The sequence below is a fragment of the Paraburkholderia sp. J63 genome (assembly GCF_905220245.1).
Classification (GTDB): Bacteria; Pseudomonadota; Gammaproteobacteria; order Burkholderiales; family Burkholderiaceae; genus Paraburkholderia.
Genome location: NZ_CAJMZF010000044.1, coordinates 49,637 through 70,994 on the forward strand (window position 1 = coordinate 49,637; position 21,358 = coordinate 70,994).

23 protein-coding genes are annotated in these 21,358 nt (G+C 67.0%); 13 read left to right on the top strand and 10 right to left on the bottom strand.

Features of this window, described 5'->3' with window-relative positions; all coding sequences use genetic code 11:
* Nucleotides 1-48 precede the first annotated feature (48 nt).
* Together U5775_RS31985 and U5775_RS31990 are read left to right on the top strand one after the other, a co-directional pair.
* The gene (locus U5775_RS31985) at nt 49-531 is read left to right on the top strand and encodes a DUF2778 domain-containing protein (protein ID WP_322062130.1); all 483 of its coding nucleotides are present in this window, start codon (nt 49-51) and stop codon (nt 529-531) included.
* The gene (locus tag U5775_RS31990) at nt 528-815 is read left to right on the top strand and encodes a hypothetical protein (protein ID WP_322062131.1); all 288 of its coding nucleotides are present in this window, start codon (nt 528-530) and stop codon (nt 813-815) included. The genes U5775_RS31985 and U5775_RS31990 overlap by 4 nt, the downstream gene beginning before the upstream one ends.
* A gap of 22 nt (nt 816-837) precedes the next feature.
* Here the strand turns inward: U5775_RS31990 and U5775_RS31995 are convergent, their stop codons facing one another.
* Both U5775_RS31995 and hpnA read right to left on the bottom strand, forming a co-directional pair.
* Entirely contained in the window at nt 838-1,533 is a 696-nt protein-coding gene (locus U5775_RS31995; RefSeq protein WP_322062132.1) for a hypothetical protein, read from the bottom strand.
* A 154-nt stretch (nt 1,534-1,687) separates the two neighbouring features.
* A complete protein-coding gene (gene hpnA / locus U5775_RS32000; protein ID WP_322062133.1) occupies nt 1,688-2,710 on the bottom strand; it encodes a hopanoid-associated sugar epimerase in 1,023 nt (340 codons plus the stop codon).
* Between the two features lie 173 nt (nt 2,711-2,883).
* Between hpnA and U5775_RS32005 the strand changes: the two genes are divergently transcribed.
* Nucleotides 2,884-3,180, top strand: a complete 297-nt coding sequence (locus U5775_RS32005) for an acylphosphatase (protein ID WP_322062134.1) — start codon at nt 2,884-2,886, stop codon at nt 3,178-3,180.
* 122 nt (nt 3,181-3,302) lie between these two features.
* Here U5775_RS32005 and egtD read toward each other — a convergent pair whose 3' ends face one another.
* Nucleotides 3,303-4,304, bottom strand: coding sequence for an L-histidine N(alpha)-methyltransferase (gene egtD, locus U5775_RS32010; RefSeq protein WP_322062135.1), 1,002 nt, complete (start codon nt 4,302-4,304; stop codon nt 3,303-3,305).
* A gap of 389 nt (nt 4,305-4,693) precedes the next feature.
* Between egtD and rarD the strand changes: the two genes are divergently transcribed.
* Nucleotides 4,694-5,593: an EamA family transporter RarD gene (rarD, locus tag U5775_RS32015; protein WP_322062136.1), complete on the top strand. Its 900-nt coding sequence runs from the start codon at nt 4,694-4,696 to the stop codon at nt 5,591-5,593.
* A 73-nt stretch (nt 5,594-5,666) separates the two neighbouring features.
* Here rarD and U5775_RS32020 read toward each other — a convergent pair whose 3' ends face one another.
* Complete coding sequence (locus U5775_RS32020) at nt 5,667-6,233, bottom strand: DUF962 domain-containing protein (protein WP_322062137.1); 567 nt, start codon at nt 6,231-6,233, stop codon at nt 5,667-5,669.
* A 295-nt stretch (nt 6,234-6,528) separates the two neighbouring features.
* Between U5775_RS32020 and U5775_RS32025 the strand changes: the two genes are divergently transcribed.
* The 3 genes from U5775_RS32025 to U5775_RS32035 all read left to right on the top strand — a co-directional run bounded on the left by U5775_RS32025 (nt 6,529) and on the right by U5775_RS32035 (nt 9,478).
* Nucleotides 6,529-7,227, top strand: a complete 699-nt coding sequence (locus U5775_RS32025; RefSeq protein ID WP_322062156.1) for a Crp/Fnr family transcriptional regulator — start codon at nt 6,529-6,531, stop codon at nt 7,225-7,227.
* 239 nt (nt 7,228-7,466) lie between these two features.
* Nucleotides 7,467-8,111 carry an HAD family hydrolase gene (locus U5775_RS32030; protein ID WP_322062138.1) on the top strand — a complete coding sequence of 215 codons (645 nt, stop codon included), beginning with the start codon at nt 7,467-7,469 and terminating at the stop codon, nt 8,109-8,111.
* A 128-nt stretch (nt 8,112-8,239) separates the two neighbouring features.
* A complete protein-coding gene (locus tag U5775_RS32035) occupies nt 8,240-9,478 on the top strand; it encodes a dienelactone hydrolase family protein (RefSeq protein WP_322062139.1) in 1,239 nt (412 codons plus the stop codon).
* Between the two features lie 38 nt (nt 9,479-9,516).
* On the opposite strand, the gene U5775_RS32040 is transcribed toward U5775_RS32035, so the two are convergent.
* Entirely contained in the window at nt 9,517-9,777 is a 261-nt protein-coding gene (locus U5775_RS32040) for a hypothetical protein (protein WP_322062140.1), read from the bottom strand.
* 445 nt (nt 9,778-10,222) lie between these two features.
* On the opposite strand from U5775_RS32040, the gene U5775_RS32045 reads away from it, so the two are divergent.
* The gene (locus U5775_RS32045; RefSeq protein WP_322062141.1) at nt 10,223-11,260 is read left to right on the top strand and encodes a peptidoglycan DD-metalloendopeptidase family protein; all 1,038 of its coding nucleotides are present in this window, start codon (nt 10,223-10,225) and stop codon (nt 11,258-11,260) included.
* A 28-nt stretch (nt 11,261-11,288) separates the two neighbouring features.
* A complete protein-coding gene (locus tag U5775_RS32050; protein WP_322062142.1) occupies nt 11,289-11,906 on the top strand; it encodes a YSC84-related protein in 618 nt (205 codons plus the stop codon).
* Between the two features lie 83 nt (nt 11,907-11,989).
* On the opposite strand, the gene U5775_RS32055 is transcribed toward U5775_RS32050, so the two are convergent.
* Nucleotides 11,990-12,766 (bottom strand): DNA/RNA non-specific endonuclease, encoded by a 777-nt coding sequence (locus tag U5775_RS32055; protein WP_322062143.1) that lies wholly within the window; start codon nt 12,764-12,766, stop codon nt 11,990-11,992.
* Nucleotides 12,767-13,171: 405 nt separating this feature from the next.
* Complete coding sequence (locus U5775_RS32060) at nt 13,172-13,531, bottom strand: DUF3564 domain-containing protein (protein WP_322062144.1); 360 nt, start codon at nt 13,529-13,531, stop codon at nt 13,172-13,174.
* A 408-nt stretch (nt 13,532-13,939) separates the two neighbouring features.
* On the opposite strand from U5775_RS32060, the gene U5775_RS32065 reads away from it, so the two are divergent.
* The 3 genes from U5775_RS32065 (at nt 13,940) to U5775_RS32075 (ending at nt 16,511) form a co-directional block, all read left to right on the top strand.
* Nucleotides 13,940-14,362, top strand: coding sequence for a rubrerythrin family protein (locus U5775_RS32065; RefSeq protein WP_322062145.1), 423 nt, complete (start codon nt 13,940-13,942; stop codon nt 14,360-14,362).
* A 134-nt stretch (nt 14,363-14,496) separates the two neighbouring features.
* Nucleotides 14,497-15,846, top strand: a complete 1,350-nt coding sequence (locus U5775_RS32070) for a heterodisulfide reductase-related iron-sulfur binding cluster (protein ID WP_322062146.1) — start codon at nt 14,497-14,499, stop codon at nt 15,844-15,846.
* Nucleotides 15,847-15,929: 83 nt separating this feature from the next.
* Nucleotides 15,930-16,511, top strand: a complete 582-nt coding sequence (locus U5775_RS32075; protein ID WP_322062147.1) for a DUF3501 family protein — start codon at nt 15,930-15,932, stop codon at nt 16,509-16,511.
* A 21-nt stretch (nt 16,512-16,532) separates the two neighbouring features.
* Here the strand turns inward: U5775_RS32075 and U5775_RS32080 are convergent, their stop codons facing one another.
* Nucleotides 16,533-16,994, bottom strand: a complete 462-nt coding sequence (locus tag U5775_RS32080) for a GNAT family N-acetyltransferase (RefSeq protein ID WP_322062148.1) — start codon at nt 16,992-16,994, stop codon at nt 16,533-16,535.
* 104 nt (nt 16,995-17,098) lie between these two features.
* On the opposite strand from U5775_RS32080, the gene U5775_RS32085 reads away from it, so the two are divergent.
* Nucleotides 17,099-18,649 (top strand): PLP-dependent aminotransferase family protein, encoded by a 1,551-nt coding sequence (locus tag U5775_RS32085; protein WP_322062149.1) that lies wholly within the window; start codon nt 17,099-17,101, stop codon nt 18,647-18,649.
* On the opposite strand, the gene U5775_RS32090 is transcribed toward U5775_RS32085, so the two are convergent.
* The gene (locus U5775_RS32090; protein WP_322062150.1) at nt 18,646-19,950 is read right to left on the bottom strand and encodes an FAD-dependent oxidoreductase; all 1,305 of its coding nucleotides are present in this window, start codon (nt 19,948-19,950) and stop codon (nt 18,646-18,648) included. The genes U5775_RS32085 and U5775_RS32090 overlap by 4 nt on opposite strands.
* A 13-nt stretch (nt 19,951-19,963) precedes the next feature.
* Nucleotides 19,964-21,256, bottom strand: a complete 1,293-nt coding sequence (locus U5775_RS32095) for an FAD-binding oxidoreductase (protein ID WP_322062151.1) — start codon at nt 21,254-21,256, stop codon at nt 19,964-19,966.
* Between the last annotated feature and the right edge of the window lie 102 nt (nt 21,257-21,358).

Here is a 21,358-nt window from a genome sequence, read left to right on the forward strand (position 1 = left end):
GCGTATCGCCTTACCTTGGCGCGTCGTTCGTGACCAACAGGAGTTGCAATGCCTGCGCAATGCTTTTACAGCCTTGACGGGCAACGCATGTCCACGCTCATGTGCGTTGGCATCCGTGGGTTCGCGGCGTTCTCGGGAAGCGGCGCAAGAACCAATGATCCGGCTTCGGTTGCGATCAAGGACACGGGGCCGCTACCTCCCGGCCTCTATTACATTGTGGCTCGCCAGAGCGGAGGCCGTATGGGTTGGCTTTACGATTTCGTCAAGGATCAGGCCTCGGGCGTGCATCACGAGGACTGGTTCGCGCTCTATCGCGACGACGGTCAGATTGACGATTACACCGTTATCAACGGCGTAAGACGCGGCAATTTCCGCATCCATCCAAACGGGCGCTTTGGCCGAAGCGAAGGGTGCATCACCATCGCCGCGCCCAGTGAATTCGCACGCCTGCGCCAGTGGCTCTTGACCCAGAAGACCGGCGTCATTCCGCGCACAGGGATTCGCTACTACGGCACGGTGACCGTCCGATGAGCCGCATCCCTCGTCTCATGCTCGCGCTATTGCTTGCGCTCGCCTTGACGCTGCCGGTGTTCCTCGTCGTCACGAGGATCAATGCGATTGCGCTGTGGCTATACAGCGACCGGGGCTATGCCGCGCTCGATCCGCTGTTCAATCTGTTTGGCGCCGTAGGCGTCGAGGGACACGAAAGCGTTGTTGCGGGCGTTTTGCTCGCGCTGAGCTTCGTGATCTCGGGCGTCATTGTGGCGGCGGGTGCCGCGTTGCTGCGTCACCGCCGTATCCGGCCAGGGCACTGACCGCTGACCACCGACGCGCGTCTTAACGCTGCGTCAGCATCATGTACATCTGCACGACCATGTCGGGCGAGAACACGAACGGCACCCAGCCGTGGCCCGTGTGGCGGACCACCAGCAGGCGATCGCCGTTCGACTGCTTCTGCACGGCCATCATCGGATTCTTCGTCGATGCGAAGCGCCAGCCCGGCGGAATCGCGGGCGGCGGCTCGGGCTGCATGGAGGCGCGCGCATTCGCGAGTTCTTCGATCAGCTGACCGACCTGCAGCGGATGCAGCGAGACCGTCTGCCCGCCGATCGACATGGTGATCTCGTTCTGCGACGGCCGGCCGACTTCCAGCATGACCTTGCGGGCTTCGGCTTCTTCCTGCACGGCTTGCCCGGGTTCCACGGCGTCGGGCGTGGCTTCCGAAGTAACTTCCGCAGCCACTTCCGGCGCAACCGCGTGCGTAACTTCGGTCGCGGCTTCGCCGCCGGCTTCAGCTTCGACAACAGCCGTTTCACCGACTACGCCCTGCGATTCGTGCCGATGCTCCGCCGCAACGGCATGCGTATCCGACTCGGCCTGCTGCACGGCCGCTTCCGGCACGGCGACATCGGCCGGGTGGGTCGGTTCGGGAGCCGCCGCAACGACGGGGCGCGGCGCCAGCGCGGCGCTGGCGGCCTGAATGAGCTGATCGACGCCCGCTTCGAGCGCGCCGATCTGGTCTTGAAGGTTCATGCGAGGCTTCTCAGATAAGACCCGCGATTTTACCCATAGCGCACGCGGGTGTCCCGCGCGACGTTGTAAGCAGGTCTCAACAAAAGTTGTAACAATTTGCTCGTGGATTGAGCAACGCGCGCGGCAAGCCGTGGAAAACCGCCGCGCGCGGCGCTCATTTCGCGCCCAGATACCCCGCCTCGCGGAACCAGGCGAGCGCGTCCTTGAGGCCTTCGCGATAGGGCCGCGCGCGGTAGCCGAGTTCGCGCTCCGCCTTCGCCGACGTGAAGTACATCTTGTTCTTCGACATCTTGAGCGCATCGACGGTCACGAACGGCTCGCGCTTCGTGAAGTGCGCCACGGCCTCGGCGCCCATCGCGAGCGGGTAGAGCGGCCAGCGCGGCAGCGCGATCGTGGGCGGCTTGCGGCCCACCATGCCCGCGATGTCGGCGAGCATCTGCTGCAGCGGCAGATTCTCGCCGCCGAGGATATAGCGCTCGCCGATGCGCCCGCGTTCGAGCGCGAGGAAGTGGCCGTTCGCGACGTCGTCGACGTGCACGAGGTTCAGGCCCGTGTCGACGAACGCGGGAATCTTGCCCGTGGCCGCCTCGACGATGATGCGGCCCGTGGGCGTGGGCTTTACGTCGCGCGGGCCGATCGGCGTGGACGGATTGACGATCACGGCGGGCAGCCCGTCGCGCTCGATCATGCGCTCGACGGCGCGCTCGGAGAGCACCTTGCTGCGCTTGTACACGCCGATCGCCTGGTCGGCCGTGAGCGGCGAGGTTTCGTCGGCGGAGTTTCCCGAGCTCGTGACCTTGAGCGTGGCCACGCTGCTCGTGTAGACGATGCGCTCCACGCCCGCGTCGAGCGCGGCGCGCATGGTGGCCTCGGCGCCTTCGAGATTGGCGCGCTCGATCTCGTGCGGATCGGGCGCCCAGAGACGATAGTCGGCGGCCACATGGAACAGATAGCGCACGCCGTCGAGCGCCTGGCGCATCGAGGCGGCGTCGCGCATGTCGCCGGTGACGATTTCGGCGTCGAGCGCTTCGAGGTTCTTGCGCGGGCTCGTCGCGCGCACCAGCACGCGCACGGCATAGCCCTTTTCCTGCGCGATGCGGGCGACGGCCGAGCCGACGAAGCCGGACGCGCCGGTGATCAGCACGAGGTCCTTGTTGGCGCGGGAGGTGTCGGTCATTCGAAATTCGCTTTCCTGTGGCGGTTCAGTGCAGCGCGCGATGGCACGGGTATGGCACGGCAGGGTGCGCTGGCTGCGTGGCACGGATTGTACGTGGCGCGGGTCCGGCGCGTGCGGGCGAGGGCGTCTACAATGCCTCGCGTACTGGATGCACTGCAATGGGAGATCGAACGATGAGCGAACCGGATCTGGATGCGCGCGTGGAAACGTATTACGTGCGCGTGCGCGGAACGGTGCAGGGCGTGGGTTTTCGCCACGCGACGGTGCGCCAGGCGCACGCGCTGCGCATTCGCGGCTATGTCGCCAATCTGGAGGACGGCTCGGTGGAGGCCGTGATCCAGGGCACGGCGAATCAGGTGGACCGCATGCTCTCGTGGCTGCGCCACGGCCCGCCCGCGGCGCGCGTGAAGTCGGTGGAGAGTGAGGAGCGCTACACCGAGAAGCGCTACGAGCGTTTCGAGCAGCACTGAAAGGGCCGCGCGAAAGCGTCATACGAAAAGGCGGAGCGCCCCGAAAAGCGCTCCGCCTTTTGCTTCTCCGCCTGCGTCGACCAAGCCTCGATCAAGCTCCGATCAAGCCATCGGCCACGCACTCAAGCGGCGGCCAGCAGGCTCTCCGCGAAACCCCATTCCTTCTCGACCCACTGACGCGCGCATTCGAAGCCCGCATCCGCTGCGATCGCGGGAATTTCGTCGGCGTGGTACTTGTGGCTGCTCTCGGTCCAGATGGTCTCGCCGGCCTCGAGTTCGAGCGCGAGGCGCGCCGCGCCCACGTGCGCGCTGACGTGGCGTTTCGCGCGCAGATGCATCTCGACGCTGCGCGCATCGGGGTTGAAACGCGCGACGTGCTCGAAGTCGTGCAGGTCGAAGTCGCCGTCGAGCTCGCGGTTGATGCGCGCGAGCAGGTTCAGGTTGAACGCCGCGGTCGCGCCCACGGCATCGTCGTAGGCGGCGATCAGCGTGGGCACGGGCTTCACGAGGTCGGTGCCGAGCAGGAGCGTGTCGCCGGGGCGCAGCATCGCGCGGATGTCGCGCAGAAAGCGCGTGGCCGCGAGACGCGCGAAATTGCCGATCGTGCTCCCGAGAAAGAGCACGCAGAGCCGCTCGCCGCTTTTGCGCTGGCGGCTCACTTCGGCGAGCCCGGCCAGATAGTCGCGCTCGTAGCCGACGATGGAGATGCGCTCGATATCGGCGAGTTCGCGGCGGCACAACTGCAAGGCGGTGCGCGAGATCTCGATCGGACAATACGAGGTGGGCGAGGTCGGGCGCTTGCGCGAGAGCGCTTCGAGAATGCGGCGCGTCTTGCGGCCGCTGCCACTGCCGAGTTCGGCGACGGTGACGTCGGCGGGCAGCGCCTCGACGATCTCGGTGGCGTAGCGCGTGAGCAGGCGCTCTTCCGAACGCGTGACGCCGTATTCGGGCAGCACCGTGATCACCTCGAACAGCGCCGAGCCGACTTCGTCGTACAAATACTTCGACGGCAGCTCTTTCTGCGGGGCATGGGTGAGGCCCGCGCGGACCGCATCGGCGAAATCGGCGGCGGAGCCGGAAAGGGCGTTCGGCTGCAGGTCGGGGCGGGACGCAGATTGGATCATTCGCTCTCCTGTCGGCCAGAATGGGCGCAAAGCGCTTCACTCCTGCCTCGTGCAACTGGGGTTGCTGTGTGCGTTGGGCGGCCAGCGCGCCGGATGCCTTTTTCGCGCGCCTCGGCCACAGGACGTGTTCCTTAGCGAGACTTACGTTCTAGTCCATCGCCGCGGGCAATTCACGGACTAAATCTCGGATCTCGCTGCGTCGGGGCTAGCCGCATCGGCCGTGCCCGGCGTTCCAGCGGGGCGCGCGGCGCATTAGAATCCGGGCTGGCAGCGTGGCTTCGCGAGCTGCCTTTTATTCAATAGCCGATTCAAATGACAACGTCTTTTCCCGCGCCGTTTTCCTTTAGCGTTCGCGCCCCGGTTTTCTTTTACTCACGCGGCGCCTTCCCATGTCGGTAAATACTTACGAGCCGAGGCGCGGCATTACGCTTTCCGTAAGCGCATCGGCGCTATTTGCGCTGATGTCCGCCTATACGCTGTTGCTCGCGCCGCTCGGCGGGCTCGACATCTTCGCCTGGCGCGTGATCTGGACCGCACCGGGCGCGCTGGCGCTGGTGATCCTGCGCTCGCGCGCGCCGCAACTCGTGGAGCTGGTGGTGCGCGCGTTCAAGGAGCCGCGCGTCGCGCTCATGCTCGCGGGCAGCGCCGCGCTGCTCGGCATGCAGCTCTGGGTGTTCCTCTGGGCGCCGCTGCACGGACGCCTGCTCGAAGTGTCGCTCGGCTATTTCATGCTGCCGCTCGTCATGGTGCTGGTGGGGCGCTACTACTACCACGAGCGGCTCGAAGCGCTGCAATGGATCGCGGTGGCGTGCGCGGCCGTGGGCGTCTTGCACGAACTCTGGGTGACGCACGCGTTCTCATGGCCGACGCTGCTCGTTTCGCTCGGCTATCCGCCGTACTTCGTGCTGCGCCGCAAGATCCACGCGGATTCGCTCGTGACTTTCTCGGTCGAAATGGTCCTGCTGCTGCCCGTGGCCGCCATCGAGGTCCACGCGGGCGGCTCGCTCGCGCTGCTCGGCTCGCATGCGCTGCTGGCCTGGGTGCTGTTGCCGGGGCTCGGCGTGCTGAGCACGGTGGCGCTCGCGTGCTATCTGAAGGCGAGCCGCCTGTTGCCGATGGCGCTCTTCGGCATCCTTGGCTACGTGGAGCCGGTGCTGCTCGTGATCGTCTCCGTCGTGCTGCTGCGCGAGCCGTTCGGGGTGCGCGAACTCGGGACCTATGTGCCGATCTGGATTGCTGTCGCGTTGACGGCGGTTCATGGCGCGCGGCTGGTGAGGCTCGCGCGCTGATACGGTCTGCCGGGCGCGAGGTCCGGTGCGTCCGGATATTTCATTAGCGCGGTAAGCGCGGACCCCACGAGACTCACTGCCGCGCCGCATGCCCGCGCGGGGGATTGATGCGCGTCGGGCCGGCCTTGGCCTCGATGGCCGCGCGCAAAGCCGGGCGCCAGCCGAGGCCGAACAGCGCCTCGGCGAGCACGAAGAGCGGACCGATGACGAGCCCGATCAGGTCGTCGGCGAAAGCGGGCTTGCGGTGCTCCCACGCGATGTGCCCGACGAACTGGAAGATCCACCCCACCACGAACAGCCCGATGCCGCCCGCGAGCCAGGCCGCCGTGCCTTGCTGCGCGAGCCACGCGCCGAATGCGAGACAGAGCGCCGAGAAGGCGGCCATCATGAGGCCGAGCGGGACGTCGAGCACGAGGTAATAGAGCGTCGCGGCGCCGAAGAGGAACCACGCGGGGGAGAGCGGCACGCCATGGAGCGGCCACGTGCCGATGCTCGTCCCGAGGCTCGTCCAGACGGGGCGCGAAAGCAGCACGGCGAGCGCGAGCACGATCATCGGAATGCCGACGAAGTGCGTGGCGATATTGCGGGCGTCGCGATGATATTCGGCGTATTGGGTGAGCTGCTCGGTCAGGTTTCTCATGGGTGCCTCACTGTCTCCAAAATGATTATGATCCTGGGACGAAGCGCCGCAGACCTTCGGCTAGCCGACAATCCGCGCAATCGGGTAGCGAGCGGGCCAGGGCGTCCGGCCGTTTGCGGTCCGCATGCAGGCATTTTTTGCCGATCGATGCGCGCATCGGTTCCTTGCGGGTTCCCCTTATGCCGCGTTCAGCGCTCACATGACCTCACGTCCGGCCTCTGCCGTGTCCTCCACCTCCGTCGATGCCTCCGCTGGTGCCGCCGCGCAGCCGAACGCGCCCGCCACCTCCGCTGTGATGGTGTTGCTCGACCGGAGCGCATGGTTCGCCGGCGCGCCCGAGGCATTGCGCGCCGGCTTGCGCGCGGCGGGCCGCGTGCGCACGCTGCAAGCGGGCGAGCGCTTGTTCCTGCGCGGCGACACCGCCGACGGCATCTATTGCGTGCTCGAAGGCGCGATGCGCGTGGGCGCCGCGAGCGCGGCCGGACGCGAGGCGCTGCTGGCCGTGGTGGGGCCCGCGCAATGGTTCGGCGAGATCGCGCTCTTCGATGCGGGCGTGCGCACCCACGATGCCTATGCCGAGCGCGAGTCCACGCTCTTTCACGTCCCGCGCGCGGCGCTGGTTGCGCTGCTGGACGCCACGCCCGCCTGGTGGCACGCGTTCGGCTTGCTGCTCGCGCAGAAATTGCGGCTCGCGTTCGACGCGATCGAGGAGACCGCGCTTTTGCCCGCGACGCCGCGTGTGGCGCGGCGTCTGCTGCTGCTGGTCGCGGGCTATGGCGAGACGGGCCGCGAAGCAGGCCCCGACGCGGCTGCTGCGCCGCAGGCGGCGCGTGTCGTGCGCGTGCCCCAGGAGGATCTGGCGCTCATGCTCGCGCTCTCGCGTCAGACCGTGAACCAGATCCTGCGCCAGTTCGAGCGGGACGGTCTCGTGGCGCTGCGCTACGGCGAAATCGAGATCGTCGACGCGACGCGGCTGGAGCAGCAGGCGCAGTGAGGCGTCCGGTGCGGCATCGCCCACATCACGTGTATCGATATTGATCGATAGAATCAATATCGATACACACGGCAACACGGAGCGCACGAGCGAATGCCCGCGCCATTGCGGCAGCGCGCCGTTTGCATCGACAATGCCGGCTTGCAACGGGCTTGCGCCGCCGGCTTTGCCTCGCCGCGCGCCCGCCTCGATACCGATAACCTCGCGCCGCAGACCGTGGTGCTTTCCGATCCCGCTTCATGAACGACCGCGTCGTAGCCGCCTTCGATTTCGACGGCACCATCACCACGTCCGATAGCTTCCGCGCCTTCATGCTCGACGCCGCCGGCGGCGCCCGCTTTGCGCTCGCCGCGCTGCGCTGCCTGCCGTGGCTCGCCGGTATCGCGCCGGGCTGGGCCGACCGGGGCCGCACCAAGGCGCGCTTCCTCTACAAGGCGCTGGGCCCGGTGCGGCGCGAGGCGCTCGAAGCCGCCGCGCAGCGCTTCGTCGAGACGCGCCTGCCCGACTTGCTGCGTCCCGAGATGCTCGCGCGCATCCGCGAGCACCAGGCGCTCGGGCACGAGGTGGTGCTCGTGAGCGCGTCGCCCTCGGTGTATCTGCGCAAGTGGGCGCCTGGCGTGGGCATCGGCACGGTGCTCGCGAGCGAGCTCGAATGGCGCGATGGGGTCTACACTGGGCGGCTCGCGGGCCGCAATTGCTGGGGCCCGGAAAAGGTCGCTCGGCTGCGCGCGTGGTGGGGCGAGCACGCGCCCGCCACGCTCTACGCCTATGGCGACAGCCGCGGCGACCGCGAAATGGCCCAGCTCGCGAATTACGCATGGATACGCGGCGAATCGGCGCTGCCGCCGCTCGCGGTCGCGGGCGGTTTTGGCGCGGTGGCATGAACATGCGGCGGGCTCCGCGCATCGGGCTCCGCGCACCGGGTGACGCGCATCGGGTGACGCGCGCCGCGTGCCCCCACCGGCCCTCGCCCGACCGAACGCCGACCACAATGAGAGAAGGAGACACACCCATGAACGGACAATGGACTCAGGTGAAGTCGCGCGACGGCGGCGAATTCCGCGCCTACACGGCGCTGCCGCCGGAAGGCAGCGGCCCGGGCCTCGTGCTGCTGCAGGAGATCTTCGGCGTGAACGCGTACATGCGCGCGATGGCCGACCGTTACGCGGAAGAGGGCTACGTGGTGATGGTGCCCGACCTCTTCTGGCGGCTCGAACCCGGCGTCGATCTGGGCTACGAAGGCGCCGACATGGCGAAGGCGCTCGCGCTGTACGACCGCTTCGACGTCGACCTCGCGATGGACGACATCGCGCAGACGCTGGCCGCGCTGCGCGCGCATCCCTCGCAGCGCGGCAAGGTGGCCGCGCTCGGCTACTGCCTGGGCGGCCGGCTCGCCTGGCTGACGGCGGCGCGCACCGATGTCGATTGCGCGATCGGCTATTACGCCGTGGGCCTGGAAAACTACCTGAACGAAGCCGACACGATCCGCTGCCCGCTCATGCTGCACTTCGGGGCCGTCGACGGCTGGTGCGACGCGCCCACGCGCGAGCGCATCGAAAAGGCGCTGGCGGGCAAGCCGGGCGTCGAGCTCTACACGTATCCCGATTGCGATCACGCGTTCGCCGCGCCCGCGCGGCCGCAGTACGACAAGCCCGCCGCGATGATGGCGTACTCGCGCTCGCTTGCGATGCTGCGCCGCGTGCTCGGCCCCATCTACGACTTCAACGCGCTGTGGGAAGAGCACTGCTACCACGAGTTCGTCGCGCGCAACCCGAGCGACGTCATGCCGACGATGGTCGCGCAGCCCTACGTCAACCACATCCCGACGATGACGGGCGGCGTGGGCCACGACGAGCTCAAGCGTTTCTACACGCACCACTTCGTGCATTCGAATCCCGCCGACACGCGCCTGATCCCGATCTCGCGCACGATCGGCTCGGACCGCGTGGTGGACGAGTTCATCTTCTGTTGCACGCACGACCGCGAGATCGACTGGCTGCTGCCGGGGCTCGCGCCCACCGGCAAGTATTTCGAAGTGCCGATGCTCGCCGTGATCTGCTTTCGCGGCAGCAAGCTCTACAACGAGCACATCTATTGGGATCAGGCCTCGGTGCTCGCGCAGATCGGCGCCATCGACCCGACCGGACTGCCGATTGCAGGCGCGGCGAGCGCGAAGAAGCTGCTCGACGAAACGCTGCCGTCCAACACGCTCATGCCTGCGTGGCAGACGAGCGAAGGCAAGCCGTTCTAGGGCGGCTTGACGCGGGCCGCGCGTCCGGCGGGCTGTGCTCAGTTAAACGGGTTGTCGACGACGCCGGGCTTCGCGTCCGGCTCTTCCTTGATCTGCGCGGGCAGATGCGCTTCGGCTTGCAGTTTCGCGACCACGCCGTCGAGCGCGGCTTTAAGCGCGAGCGCGGCGGCAAGCCCGCGCTTGTCGCGCGTGAGTTCGAGCGTGCCCGAGAGCGTCACACGCGTGGTGCCGTTCGTGAGCGTGAGCGCGTCGCCTTGTACGTTCAGGACGTCGTCGTCGTTTGCGTATGCGTCGAACACCTTGAGTTCCTCCTTGAGCGTGATGCGCGGCGGCGCAGGGCTGCGCCGCGCGGGCTCGCATTATAAGAAGCGGCTCGCCAGGCCGCCAAACGTCTTTCCGGGATTCGGCGCATCGCGCGTCCGGCGCACGTAAATATGAAACCTTGGTAACGGGTGCCGCATCGCGCGCCGCTCATATTGACGTGAGTCAGAACAGGCTCGCGAATCCGCTGCGCTTCGCGGCAAACCCTTGATCATGACGCACCTGCGCCGCGCGGCGCAGGCATCCCCGCAGGTCGAACAAGGAGTGCGTCATGGGAATTCTAGACAAAGGTGCCAGGATCGCTGGCGCCGTGGCCGCAGTCGAGGCGCGGAAAAAGCTCAACGGCGCGGCGCCCGCTTCGCTTGCCGGGCCGAAGCCGTATGAGGCGAGCGTGGCATGCGCAGCCGGCCAGCGAGTCTGACGATGCGGACCCTGCGTTTACCGCTTGCGCAGCGCGCCTGCGCAATGGCGATCGTCGGCGTGACCATTTCGATGCTCGGCGCCTGCACGATCACGCCGTGGCAATCGTCCACCCAGTCAGCCGACGACGCCCTGGTTCCCGACAGCGTGGCCGCTCCGCCATCGGCCACGCCGATAGAAACGCCGATCGAAACGTCGGCTCCGACCGTGGTCGCAGAGGTGCCGCCGTCCAGCGCGGCTGGCGACTTTTATCGCGTCAAGGCCGGCGACACGCTCAACCGCATCGCCGTCGCGCACAAGCAGCGCGCCGCCGATATTGCCGCCTGGAACAAGCTGCCCGCCTCGGGGATGGTGAAGGTGGGGCAATTGCTGCGCGTTGCACCGCCCGCGAGCGAGGCGGCGAAGACGGCTGGGGCGGCGTCGGCGCCTGCGATTGCTCCAGCGGTGACACCTGCAACGGGATTTGCGACGGCCTCGGCGCCGGCACCCGCGACGGCCCTGGCGACGGGATCGGCGCAAGCCTCAGCGGCGACCGCCTCGGCCCAAACCCCAACGACCTCACCGGCTCCAACCGCAGCGCCTTCGCATACGGCGCCTGCACCATCGACTTCTCCCCCTTCGACGCCTCCACGTTCAGCACCACCCACGCCCGCACCCGCCGCCGCTGCGCGCACCAATGCGCGCCTCGCCTGGCCCGTGAGCGGCAGCGTCGTTACGCCGTTCGCGCCGGGCAAGTCGCGCAGCATCGTCATTGCGTGCGCGCCGGGCACGCCCGTGAAGGCGGCCGCGGCGGGGCGCGTGATGTACGCCGGGAGCGGCATGAAGGGCTACGGCAAGCTCGTCATCGTCAGGCACGATGCGCACCTGATCACCGCCTACGGCCGCAACGGCAGGCTGCTCGTGAAGCAGGGCGAAACCGTGAAGCTGGGACAGCCGATTGCCACCAGCGGCGCAGACGCCGCGGGCGTGGGCGCGCTGCTCTTCGAAGTGCGCGAGAACGGCAAGCCGGTCGATCCCGTCGCGCAATTGCCGCGCAAGTAGCCGTAGTTGAATGGGAGTGCGAAATAAAATGAACAGAAGGCAATTTCTCGCGGCTAGCGGTAGCGCGGCCGCATCGTTGACCGTGCTCGCGGGGCTAACGGTGTTGAACGGCTGCACGGTGACGGGCCCCGGCAGCAGCGCCGACGCCGGCGAAGCCGCGGAAAAGAACACTCGCCGTCGCCGCGAGATCGAAGCCGATGTCGATGCCGCGCTGACGCGTCTCTACGGCACGGTGAAGGGCTCGCGCGAGCTGATCGGCAAGTCCAGCGCCGTGCTCGTGTTTCCCGAGGTGGTCGGCGCGGCCTTCGGCGTGGGCGGCCAGTACGGACGCGGTGCGTTGCGGGCCGGCGGCCGCACGGTCGGCTATTTCAGCACGACAGCCGGCTCGTTCGGCTTCCAGGTGGGCGCGCAGTCGCGCGCCATCTTCTATGCCTTCATGACCAGCGGCGCCTACGAACGCTTCAAGCGCAGCAGCGGCTGGAAGGTGGGCGCCGACGCCACCGTCGCGCTCGTGAAGATGGGCGTGAACGGCCAGCTCGATACGTCCACGGCCGTCAATCCGATCGAGGCCTTCGTGCTGACCAATGCGGGCTTGATGGCCGGCGCGTCGCTCGAAGGGGCGAAGGTTTCGCGGCTCGATTTGTAGTGGCGTGAGGCGCGTGGCGCTTCAATCATCGACGTCATGCAGGCGCAGTGCGCGAATGCGCTGCGCCGGGTTTGCGCCCATCCCTACCACCCCCACTTGCGCACGGCAAACGCGTGCCCGTTGAACGACACCTTCGTTTGCGCGGCCACGTTCGCGGGAATGCCGGGGAATGCAATGCCGCTTTGCGCCTCGATATCGCGCACCGATCGGACCTCGTAGCGATCGACGCTCGTGTTGTCGGCCACGATGGCGAATGCGAGCTGCTGCGAGGGCACGTACACCACCTTGAAGATCTGCGTGGGCACCAGCACGCGCGATGCGCCGATCGTCTGCAACTGCGCGCCCGTGAACAGCGGGCCGGTCACGACATAGGCATCGCCGTATTTCGTCGCGAGCTTGCGCACCGCCGTTTCGATATGCGACCACAGCCGCTGATTGTTCTCGCGGTTCTGCGGCACCACGTTCGCGAGCGAGAACGATTCGGCCATCGCCTGCGGATTCCAGCGGTTGCCCGCGGGACTCATATGGCCGCGGTCGAAGCCGCTGCGCTTGTAGTCGGCCAGCGTCGCGCCTTCGCCTGCGGGCAGGCGGTCGTCTTCGAAGAAGCGGTTCGTGCGCGTCATGTCCTTCGCGGCCCCGAGGTGATCGCGCGTGATGTGCTCCGCCGACCAGAGCGGTCCGTGCGTGACGCCCGAGTGCAGCACCACGTAGTCGGAGTAGCAGAGCATGTGCGTCTTCGGCGCCATGCGCTGGTTGGTGAGCGTGGGGAACTGGCCGTCCGGAACGAACTGGGTACAGGTTGGCGCAGCGAACGCATGGCCGGCGAGGGCCATGGCGAGACAGGCAAACAGCTTCTTCATCGGCAAATCGGTCAATCAGCGAGTCGGGAATGCCCAGGGAACGCGCAAGCGACGCGTGTCGTGCGGGCATCGTCGCGTTCCTGAAAGGACCTGAAAGGGCGTGAAAGTATAGCGGGCGCGATCGCGCGCGGCCACATCGAGAGAAGGCCGCCTGCAATGCCGGTGTAAATGCGCGCGTGAAATGCCGACGAAGGTGCCGCTTGAAATACCGCTTGCAACGCCGATGATGCCCGCTAGCGATGCGAGCGTTCACTCACGCGCCGCGAGCGCGCGCGCTCAAGCCGCTCAAGCGATGGCGGTCAAATGTACGCGCAAGGCAAAACAACGCGGCGCCGTCGCGAAGACGACGCCGCATCACGGGAAGCGAGTTGGAACAGCGAAACGCGCCGGACTGGCGCGACGCCATTAGCCTGCGAACAGCGCGTTTTCGGCGTGGACCATCTGGCGGTCCACGGCCTGCAGACGCCATTGGCCTTCCATGGGCGCGTGCGAGGTTTCACACGACCACGTAGCGTCGCCGTGTGCCGAGCTGATTTCCTGGCGGCGGTTCACATACAGGCCGCGCAGGGTGCAGAGGGGAGAATCGTCGAGCGGCGCGCAAAGCGCCGTTACACCATTTGAATCGCGCATCTCGCCCCAGGCGGGGAGGTCGATGCCTTCGTGCGACTCGCGAGACCAGCGTTGCTGGTCGGTGTCGAGCCAAAGCACAGCATAGTCGTGATTCACGGTCGGGTCCGGGCCGTTGATCAGAATGGTCAGTCGCATGTGAGCTCCGAAGTTGGCCTCGAAAGGGCGCGCTGGGCGGGCGTGCGAATCAGGCCGAAGTCTTAGTGTAGGACGGATGGATCGGTGTTCAAGTCGTTTATTCATATATTGGGACATACCGTCCGTCAGCCCCGGCTACATAAGGCATCGAGCGCGTGCGGCACGGCGTCGCCCGGTTGGCTGGAAACTGCTCGAGCGGCCACTGGGGCGCCACCGGACAGCCGACTGAGCGGTCGGTCGATCAGTCGATCGGGCGGCTATCGGCGGGATTGAAAATCACAATTGGGAACGCAAACGACATTTCCTAGATTGATAGAGCGGCGTAGTCCGCAGTCATGTTCTGCTGCACCGCACGAAGATGCGCAGCGCCGCGTCCCCCACAAATCAGGCAGATTGAAGGAGGCACAGATGGCACAGCTAAAAGGCTCGAAGACGGAACAAAACCTCAAGGACGCCTTCGCAGGCGAATCGCAGGCGAACCGGCGCTACCTCTATTTCGCAGCCAAGGCCGACGTGGAAGGCCAGAACGACGTCGCCGCGCTGTTCCGCTCGACCGCCGAAGGCGAAACCGGCCACGCGCACGGCCACCTCGAGTATCTGGAAACCGTCGGCGATCCGGCCACGGGTCTGCCTTTCGGCAGCTCGCGCCAGAACCTGCAATCGGCGATCGCGGGCGAAACGCACGAATACACCGACATGTATCCGGGCATGGCCAAAGTTGCACGCGACGAAGGCTTCGACGAAATCGCCAACTGGTTCGAGACGCTCGCCAAGGCGGAGCGCAGCCACGCGAACCGCTACACGAAGGCGCTGGAAAGCCTGGCCGACTAGAGCCGCCGGCGCGGATTTCCGGCCCGCCGCGCGGGGCAAGCGCCCGCGCGCGGGCGTGCGCGCGTCTCGTCGCGCGAACGCTCCCTTATAACCAGAAGAAACGGCTAGAAAACCAGACAAGAACAGGAGACGTCATGCCCCACAAGGAAGGCAGTCTCGAAGCGCCGACCCGCCATCCGCTCGACTGGCGATCCGACGCGTTCTACGATCAGGCGCAGCTCGACACCGAGCTCGCGCGCGTATTCGACATCTGCGCGGGGTGCCGGCGCTGCGTTTCGCTTTGCGGCGCGTTTCCCGCGCTCTTCGATCTCGTCGACGAAACCGATAGCGGCGAAGCCCACGACGTTGACAAGGCCCAGTTTTCGAAAGTCGTCGACCAGTGCTATCTGTGCGACCTCTGCTACATGACGAAGTGTCCCTATGTGCCGCCGCATCCGTGGAACGTGGATTTTCCGCATCTGATGCTGCGCGCGAAGGCGATTCATTACCGCAATGGCACCGTGCAACTGCGCGACCGCGTGCTCTCGAACACCGACGCGCTCGGCCATCTCGCGGGCATTCCCGTGGTCACGCAAACCGTCAACGCGGTGAACGGCACGAAGGCGATGCGCGCGGTGATGGAGGACGCGCTCGGCGTGGACCGTCACGCGTGGCTGCCGTCGTTCGCCGCGCGCAAATTCCGCAGCGCGGCGCGCAAGGCCAGCGCGAGCGAAGTGCGCGACGGCGAGCGCACTCCGGGCAAGGTCGCGATCTACGCCACCTGCTACGTGAACTTCAACGAGCCCGGCATCGGCCACGATCTGCTGGCGGTGCTCGATCACAACGCCATTCCCTACGTGCTGGTGAAGACCGAGGCGTGCTGCGGCATGCCCTTGCTGGAGCAGGGCAACCTCGAAGGCGTGGCGAAGAAGCAGGCCACGAATATGCCGGTGCTCGCGCAGTACGCGCGCGAGGGCTACGCGCTGCTGGGCGCGGTGCCGAGCTGCGTGCTGATGTACAAGCACGAGCTGCCGCTCATGTTCCCCGACGACGCCGACACGCGCGCCGTGAGCGAAGCGTTCTGGGACCCGTTCGAATACTTCGTGGCGCGCCATCGCGACGGCCTGCTGAAGACCGATTTCCGCACGCCGCTCGGCAACGTCTCGTATCACGTGCCCTGCCACGCGCGCGTGCAGAACATCGGCCGCAAGACGTTCGACCTGCTTTCGCTCGTGCCCGAAACGAAGGTCAACGTGGTGGAGCGCTGCTCGGGGCACGCGGGCACGTTCGGCGTGAAAAAGGAATTTCACGCGATGGCGATGAAGATCGGTACGCCCGTGTTCAAGCAGATGGCGCAGGGCGAGCCCGATTTCATCTCCTCGGATTGCCAGCTCGCGGGGCATCACATCGCGCAGGGCATCGACGAGAACAAGCTGGGCAACGCGCAGGGCGGGCCGCCGCTTGCGCATCCGCTCACACTGCTGCGCCGAGCCTATGGAATTTGATCAGGATAACCAGGTAACCGGATCCGGCGCGCGAGGCCAGGGCATCGGGCCGGACCGAAGCATTCACGCATGAGGCACCCTTGATGACGATCGCCAGAAACTCGCTGCTCTCGCTGGAAGCCTATGCAAAGCAGCGCACCGAGATGCGTAACCGCATCATCGAGCACAAGAAGCGCCGCGCCGTGGCGCTGGGCAATCACCTCACCTTTCTCTTCGAGGACGAAGCGACCATCCGCTACCAGATCCAGGAGATGCTGCACATCGAGAAGATCTTCGACGAAGAGGGCATTCAGGGCGAGCTCGATGCCTATCTGCCGCTCGTGCCCAACGGCAGCAACCTGAAGGCGACCCTGCAGATCGAGTATGAGAACGAGATCGAGCGGCGTGCGGCGCTGACGCGGCTCATCGGTATCGAGGACCGCGTATTCGTGCAGGTGGAAGGCGAGCCGCCCGTCTACGCGATCGCCGATGAAGACCTCGAACGCGACAACGCCGAGAAAACCTCGGCGGTGCACTTCGTGCGCTTCGAACTCACGCCGCCAATGAAAAAGCGCCTGCGCGAGGGCGCGGCGCTCACGGTCGGCTGCGATCATCCGAACTATCGCGTGCCCGACCAGATCATCGACGGCGCGGTGCGTGCTTCGCTCGTGAGCGACCTCGATTGAGGCCGCGCCTCGGTTAGCGCTTCATACCTTCTTGTTATACATGACGAAGCCCGGCTTCTCGGCGACGCCGTCGTAGAGGCGCATGGCCGTGTGATTCGTCTCGTGCGTGTGCCAGTAGACGCGCGCCGAGTTCGACGCCTTCGCGTGCGCATAGACCGCTTCGATCAGCGCGCGGCCCACGCCCTTGCCGCGTGCGTCCTCATTCGTGAAGAGATCCTGCAGATAGCAGACCGGGCCGTCGAGCGTGGTGCTGCGGTGATAGAGGAAATGCACGAGGCCGACCACGCGCTCGCCCTGCAGCGCGACGAACGCGTGCGTGGGCTCATAGCCGTCGAAGAAGCGCGTCCACGTGGTTTGCGTGATCGGCTCGGGCAGCGCGGTCGCGCCGGAGCGGCCATAGAAGCGGTTATAGCCGTCCCAGAGCGGGCGCCATGCGTCGTAATCGGCGGGCGTGACGGGGCGTACGTGAATCGTCGGGCTCAAAATCGTTCTCCTTGCGGGCGTCTGTTGTTCGCATTCGATCAGCGTAAGCGTTTTGTGGCACCATTGTTAGTCCCACTCAAGCCACAAAACATGGAGCCACGAGATTGGACTACGCGCTGATGATGACGGCCTACGAGCGCCATGCGCGCACGAGCGTGTCGCGACGGCTCACGCAACAGGACTTGCTCTACGAGAGCCTGCGCCGCGCGATTCTCGACGGCGATATCGTGTGCGGCACGCGCCTCGCTTCGAGCCGCACGCTGGCCGAAGAGCTTGGCATCGCGCGTAATTCGGTGCTCTACGCCTATGAGCGGCTCGTGGAGGAGGGTTTCGTCACGGCCACGCGCCACGGCTCCATCGTCAATCACGTGAAGCCTGCGGCGGCGCAGCCTGCCGCGCGCGCGGAGCCGCCTGGCGACACCGCGGACACCGCGCGCCTGCTCGCGCGCCGCGTGCGCGAATTGCCGCCGCGCCGCGCGTCGGCCGACGCGGCCGCGGCGCTGCGGCCCGGCACGCCCGCGCTCGACGCCTTCCCGCTCGCACAGTGGCGCACGGCCGTCGAGCGCGCTATGCGCGAGGTCGATGCGAGCGAACTGGGCTATGGCGAGAGCGCAGGTCTGCCGGTGTTGCGCCAGGCGATCGCGCAATACGTGCGCGTCTCGCGCGGCGTGCGCTGCCAGCCCGATCAGGTGTTCATCACGGACGGCACGCAAACGAGCCTCAATCTTTGCGCGCACTTTTTCGCGGACGCGGGCGAGCGCGTCTGGATCGAGAATCCCGGCTATCTGGGCGCGCGCGTGGCGATGCTGATGGCGGGCCTCTCGCTCGTGCCGGTGCCCGTGGACGCAGCGGGCATGGCCGCGCGCGAAGACGACTGGCGCGAGGCGCCGCCGCGTCTCGTGTACCTCACGCCCTCGCACCAATATCCGCTCGGCTGCGTGCTGAGCCTCGAGCGGCGCCTCGCGCTGATCGAGCACGCACGCGCGTGCGGCGCCTGGATCATCGAAGACGATTACGACAGCGAGCTGCGCCACGACGGCCCGCCGCTACCGTCGATCCAGGGCCTCGCCGACGATACGCCCGTGATCTATCTCGGCACCTTCAGCAAGACGCTTTTTCCGGCGCTGCGCATCGGCTTCATGATCGTGCCGCGCCAGGCGGTGGCGCAGGTGGCCACGGCGCATCGCACGCTCATGCGCCAGGGCCGCGTGGCCGAGCAGGCGGCGCTCGCGGATTTCATCGAAAGCGGCCGCTACGCGCGGCATCTGCGCCGCATGCGCAAGCTCTACGAGACGCGGCGCGACGGCCTCGTGGCCGCGATCGAAAAGCATCTGGCGGGGCTCATCACGGTGTCCGCCGACGCGGGCGGCATGCACCTGAGCGTGCGCCTCGATGCGCCGCTCGCCGACGTGGCCGTGAGCGAGGCAGCGCGCGAGCACGGTCTCGCGCTTTCGCCGCTCAGTGCGTATTGTCTCGATGGAGCGGATGGGCACGATGGACCCGATCGACGCGATCCGGTGCGCTATAACGGCTTCCTGCTGGGCTATGCGGAGGCGACGCCGGAGGCTTCGGATGCGCTCATGGCGACGCTGGCGGGAGTGTTGAGGGAGATGCTCGAACAGCGCGTCGAGAGCGATCAGTTAGTGATCCTCTAGAACATCTCCATCAGCCGGTGATACATCATCCCGATCTCGAGCGCGGGCCGGCGCCACGCGGGGCCGCCGGGGAAACGCGCGTGACGCACGCGCGAAAACAGCTCGAACGATGCGCGCTCGCCCGCGATGGCCTGGGCGACCACGCGCCCGGCAATCCCCGTGAGCGCCACGCCGTGCCCCGAAAAGCCCTGCACGTAGTAATAATTCGGATCGACGGCGCCAAAGTCGGGCGCGCGATTGCGCGTGACGTCCACGAAGCCGCCCCACGCGTATTCCACACCCACGCCTTCGAGCTGCGGAAACACGCCGGTCATGCGTTGCTTCATCGCCTCGGTGAGCTGCGCGGGCGCGGCGCCCGTCGAGTCGGCGCGGCCGCCGAACAGCAAGCGGTCGTCGGCGGAAAGGCGGAAGTAGTCGAGAAAAAAGTTGTTGTCGCAAATGGCCGCGCGACCGGGTATGAGGGCGTCGGCGCGCGCGCGTTCGAGCGGCGCGGTCGCGATGATGTACGAGGCAATCGGCGCGATGCGCGCGGCCACGGGCGCGGGCAGTACGCCGCCGGGCGCGGCGTTGCAGCACGACACCACGAAGCGGCAGCGCACTTCGCCGCGCGCGGTCTTCACCACGGGCTTCGCGCCGCGCACCACATCGAGCACGCGCGAATGCGCGAAGAGCCGAGCGCCTTCGTGGCGCGCGGCATCGGCCAGACCGAGGCAATACTTGAGCGGATGCAGATGCCCCGAGATGGGGTCGTAGACACCCGCCAGATAGCGCTGCGAATTCACGCGCGCACGCGTGGCGTCGGTGTCGAGCCATTCGAGCTTGTCATAGCCCCAGCGCGTGCGCGCGGCGTCCATCCACGTGCGCAGATCGGGCACGCGCTTGGGCTTGGTCGCCACCGTCACGTAGCCCGGCGTGAAATCGCAGTCGATGCCGTAGCGCGCGACGCGCTCCTTCACGAGCCCGACGCCCTCGATGGACAGCGCCCATGCCGCGCGTATGCCCGCTTCGCCAAGCTGCTTTTCGAGCACCTCGTCTTTCGCGAAGCCCACGAGCGTCTGCCCGCCGTTGCGCCCGGAGGCGCCCCAGCCGGGCCGGTGCGCGTCGAGCACGACGACCGAGAGCCCGCGCGCGCGGCACTCGAGCGCCACCGAGAGCCCCGCGAAGCCCGCGCCGATCACGCAGACGTCGGCGTCGAGCGTGCCTTCGAGCACGGGGTCGTCGGCGGCGGGGCGCGTGGCGGTGGCTTCGTAGTACGAGTGGCGGGCGAGCACGTCCGCCTGGGCGTCGAGGTCGAGTGTCATAGGAGAACAGCCTTTAAATCAGGTCCTTCATTCGGTACCACGCCATCGCAAGCACGAGGGCCGGGGTTCGCAGTGTAGCGCCGCCGGGGAAGTCGCGGTGGCGGATCTTGCCGAACAGGTCGAAGCGCGCGGCCTGGCCGTGAATGGCCTCGGCGATCAGCGTGCCCGCGAGGCCCGTGGTGTTCACGCCGTGGCCGGAGAAGCCCTGCGCGAAATACATCGTCGGCGAGAGGCGGCCGAAATGCGGCGCGCGGTTCATCGTGATGTCGACGAAGCCGCCCCACGCGTAATCGACCTTCACGTCGGCGAGTTGCGGGAAGGTCTTGAGCATGTCGTTGCGCATCGCCTCGGCCAGATTGCGCGGCTGCAGCTTCGAGTAGCTCACCTTGCCGCCCCAGAGGAGGCGCGAGTCGGGCGCGGGCCGGAAGTAGTCGAGCACGAAGCGGCTATCGCAGACGGCCGCCTGCGCCGGCATCAGCGCGGCCATGCGCGCGGCGCCGAGCGGCTCGGTCGCGATCACATAGGTGCCCACCGGCATGATCTTGCGCGCGAGCTGCGGCGCCAGCGTGCCGAGCCAGGTGTTGCACGCGAGCACGACGAACTTCGCGCGCACCTTGCCCTGCGCCGTTTCGATCGCATGCCCGCCCTGTTCGTCGCGAATGCGCGTGACCGCGCTGTCTTCGAAGATCTGCACGCCCGCGTCGCGCGCCGCGCGCGCAAGACCGAGCGTGTAGTTGAGCGGATGCAGATGCCCGCTATCGGGATCGTAGAGGCCGCCCGGATAGCGCGCCGATTTCACGTAGCGGCCCACGCCGTCGCCATCGACATAGCCGAACCGCTCGTAGCCGAAGCGCGTGGCCGCCTCGTCGCGCCAGCGCTTGAGTTCGTCCACGTCGCGCGGCTTGTTCGCGGCGGTGAAATAGCCCGGCGTGAGCGCGCAATCGATCTTGTGCTTCGCCACGCGCGACTTCACGATGTCGAGCGTTTCGAGGCCCATGGCCCAGATCTGCTTGACCTCGTCTTCGTTCATGAATTGCGCGAACGTGTCGATACCGCACGCGAAGCCGCCGATCAATTGCCCGCCGTTGCGCCCGCTCGCGGCCCATCCGACCTTCGACGCTTCGAGCAGCGCGACACGATAGCCGCGCTCGGCGAGATTGAGCGCCGCCGACACACCCGTGAGACCCGCGCCGATCACGCAGACGTCGGCGTCGAGCGTGCCTTGCAGCACTGGATGGCTGGCAGTGTCGTTGACGGTGGCCGCGTACCACGAAGGCGCATGAGGCTGATTGGCGAATTTGAGCATAGGGGAAGAGTACAAAAAAATGCGGGCGGCGGGGGTGGTTCAACCCGCGCGCCGCCCGCTGCGCACTCGTCAGAACGAGTAGATAAACTGCGCGCCCAGCAG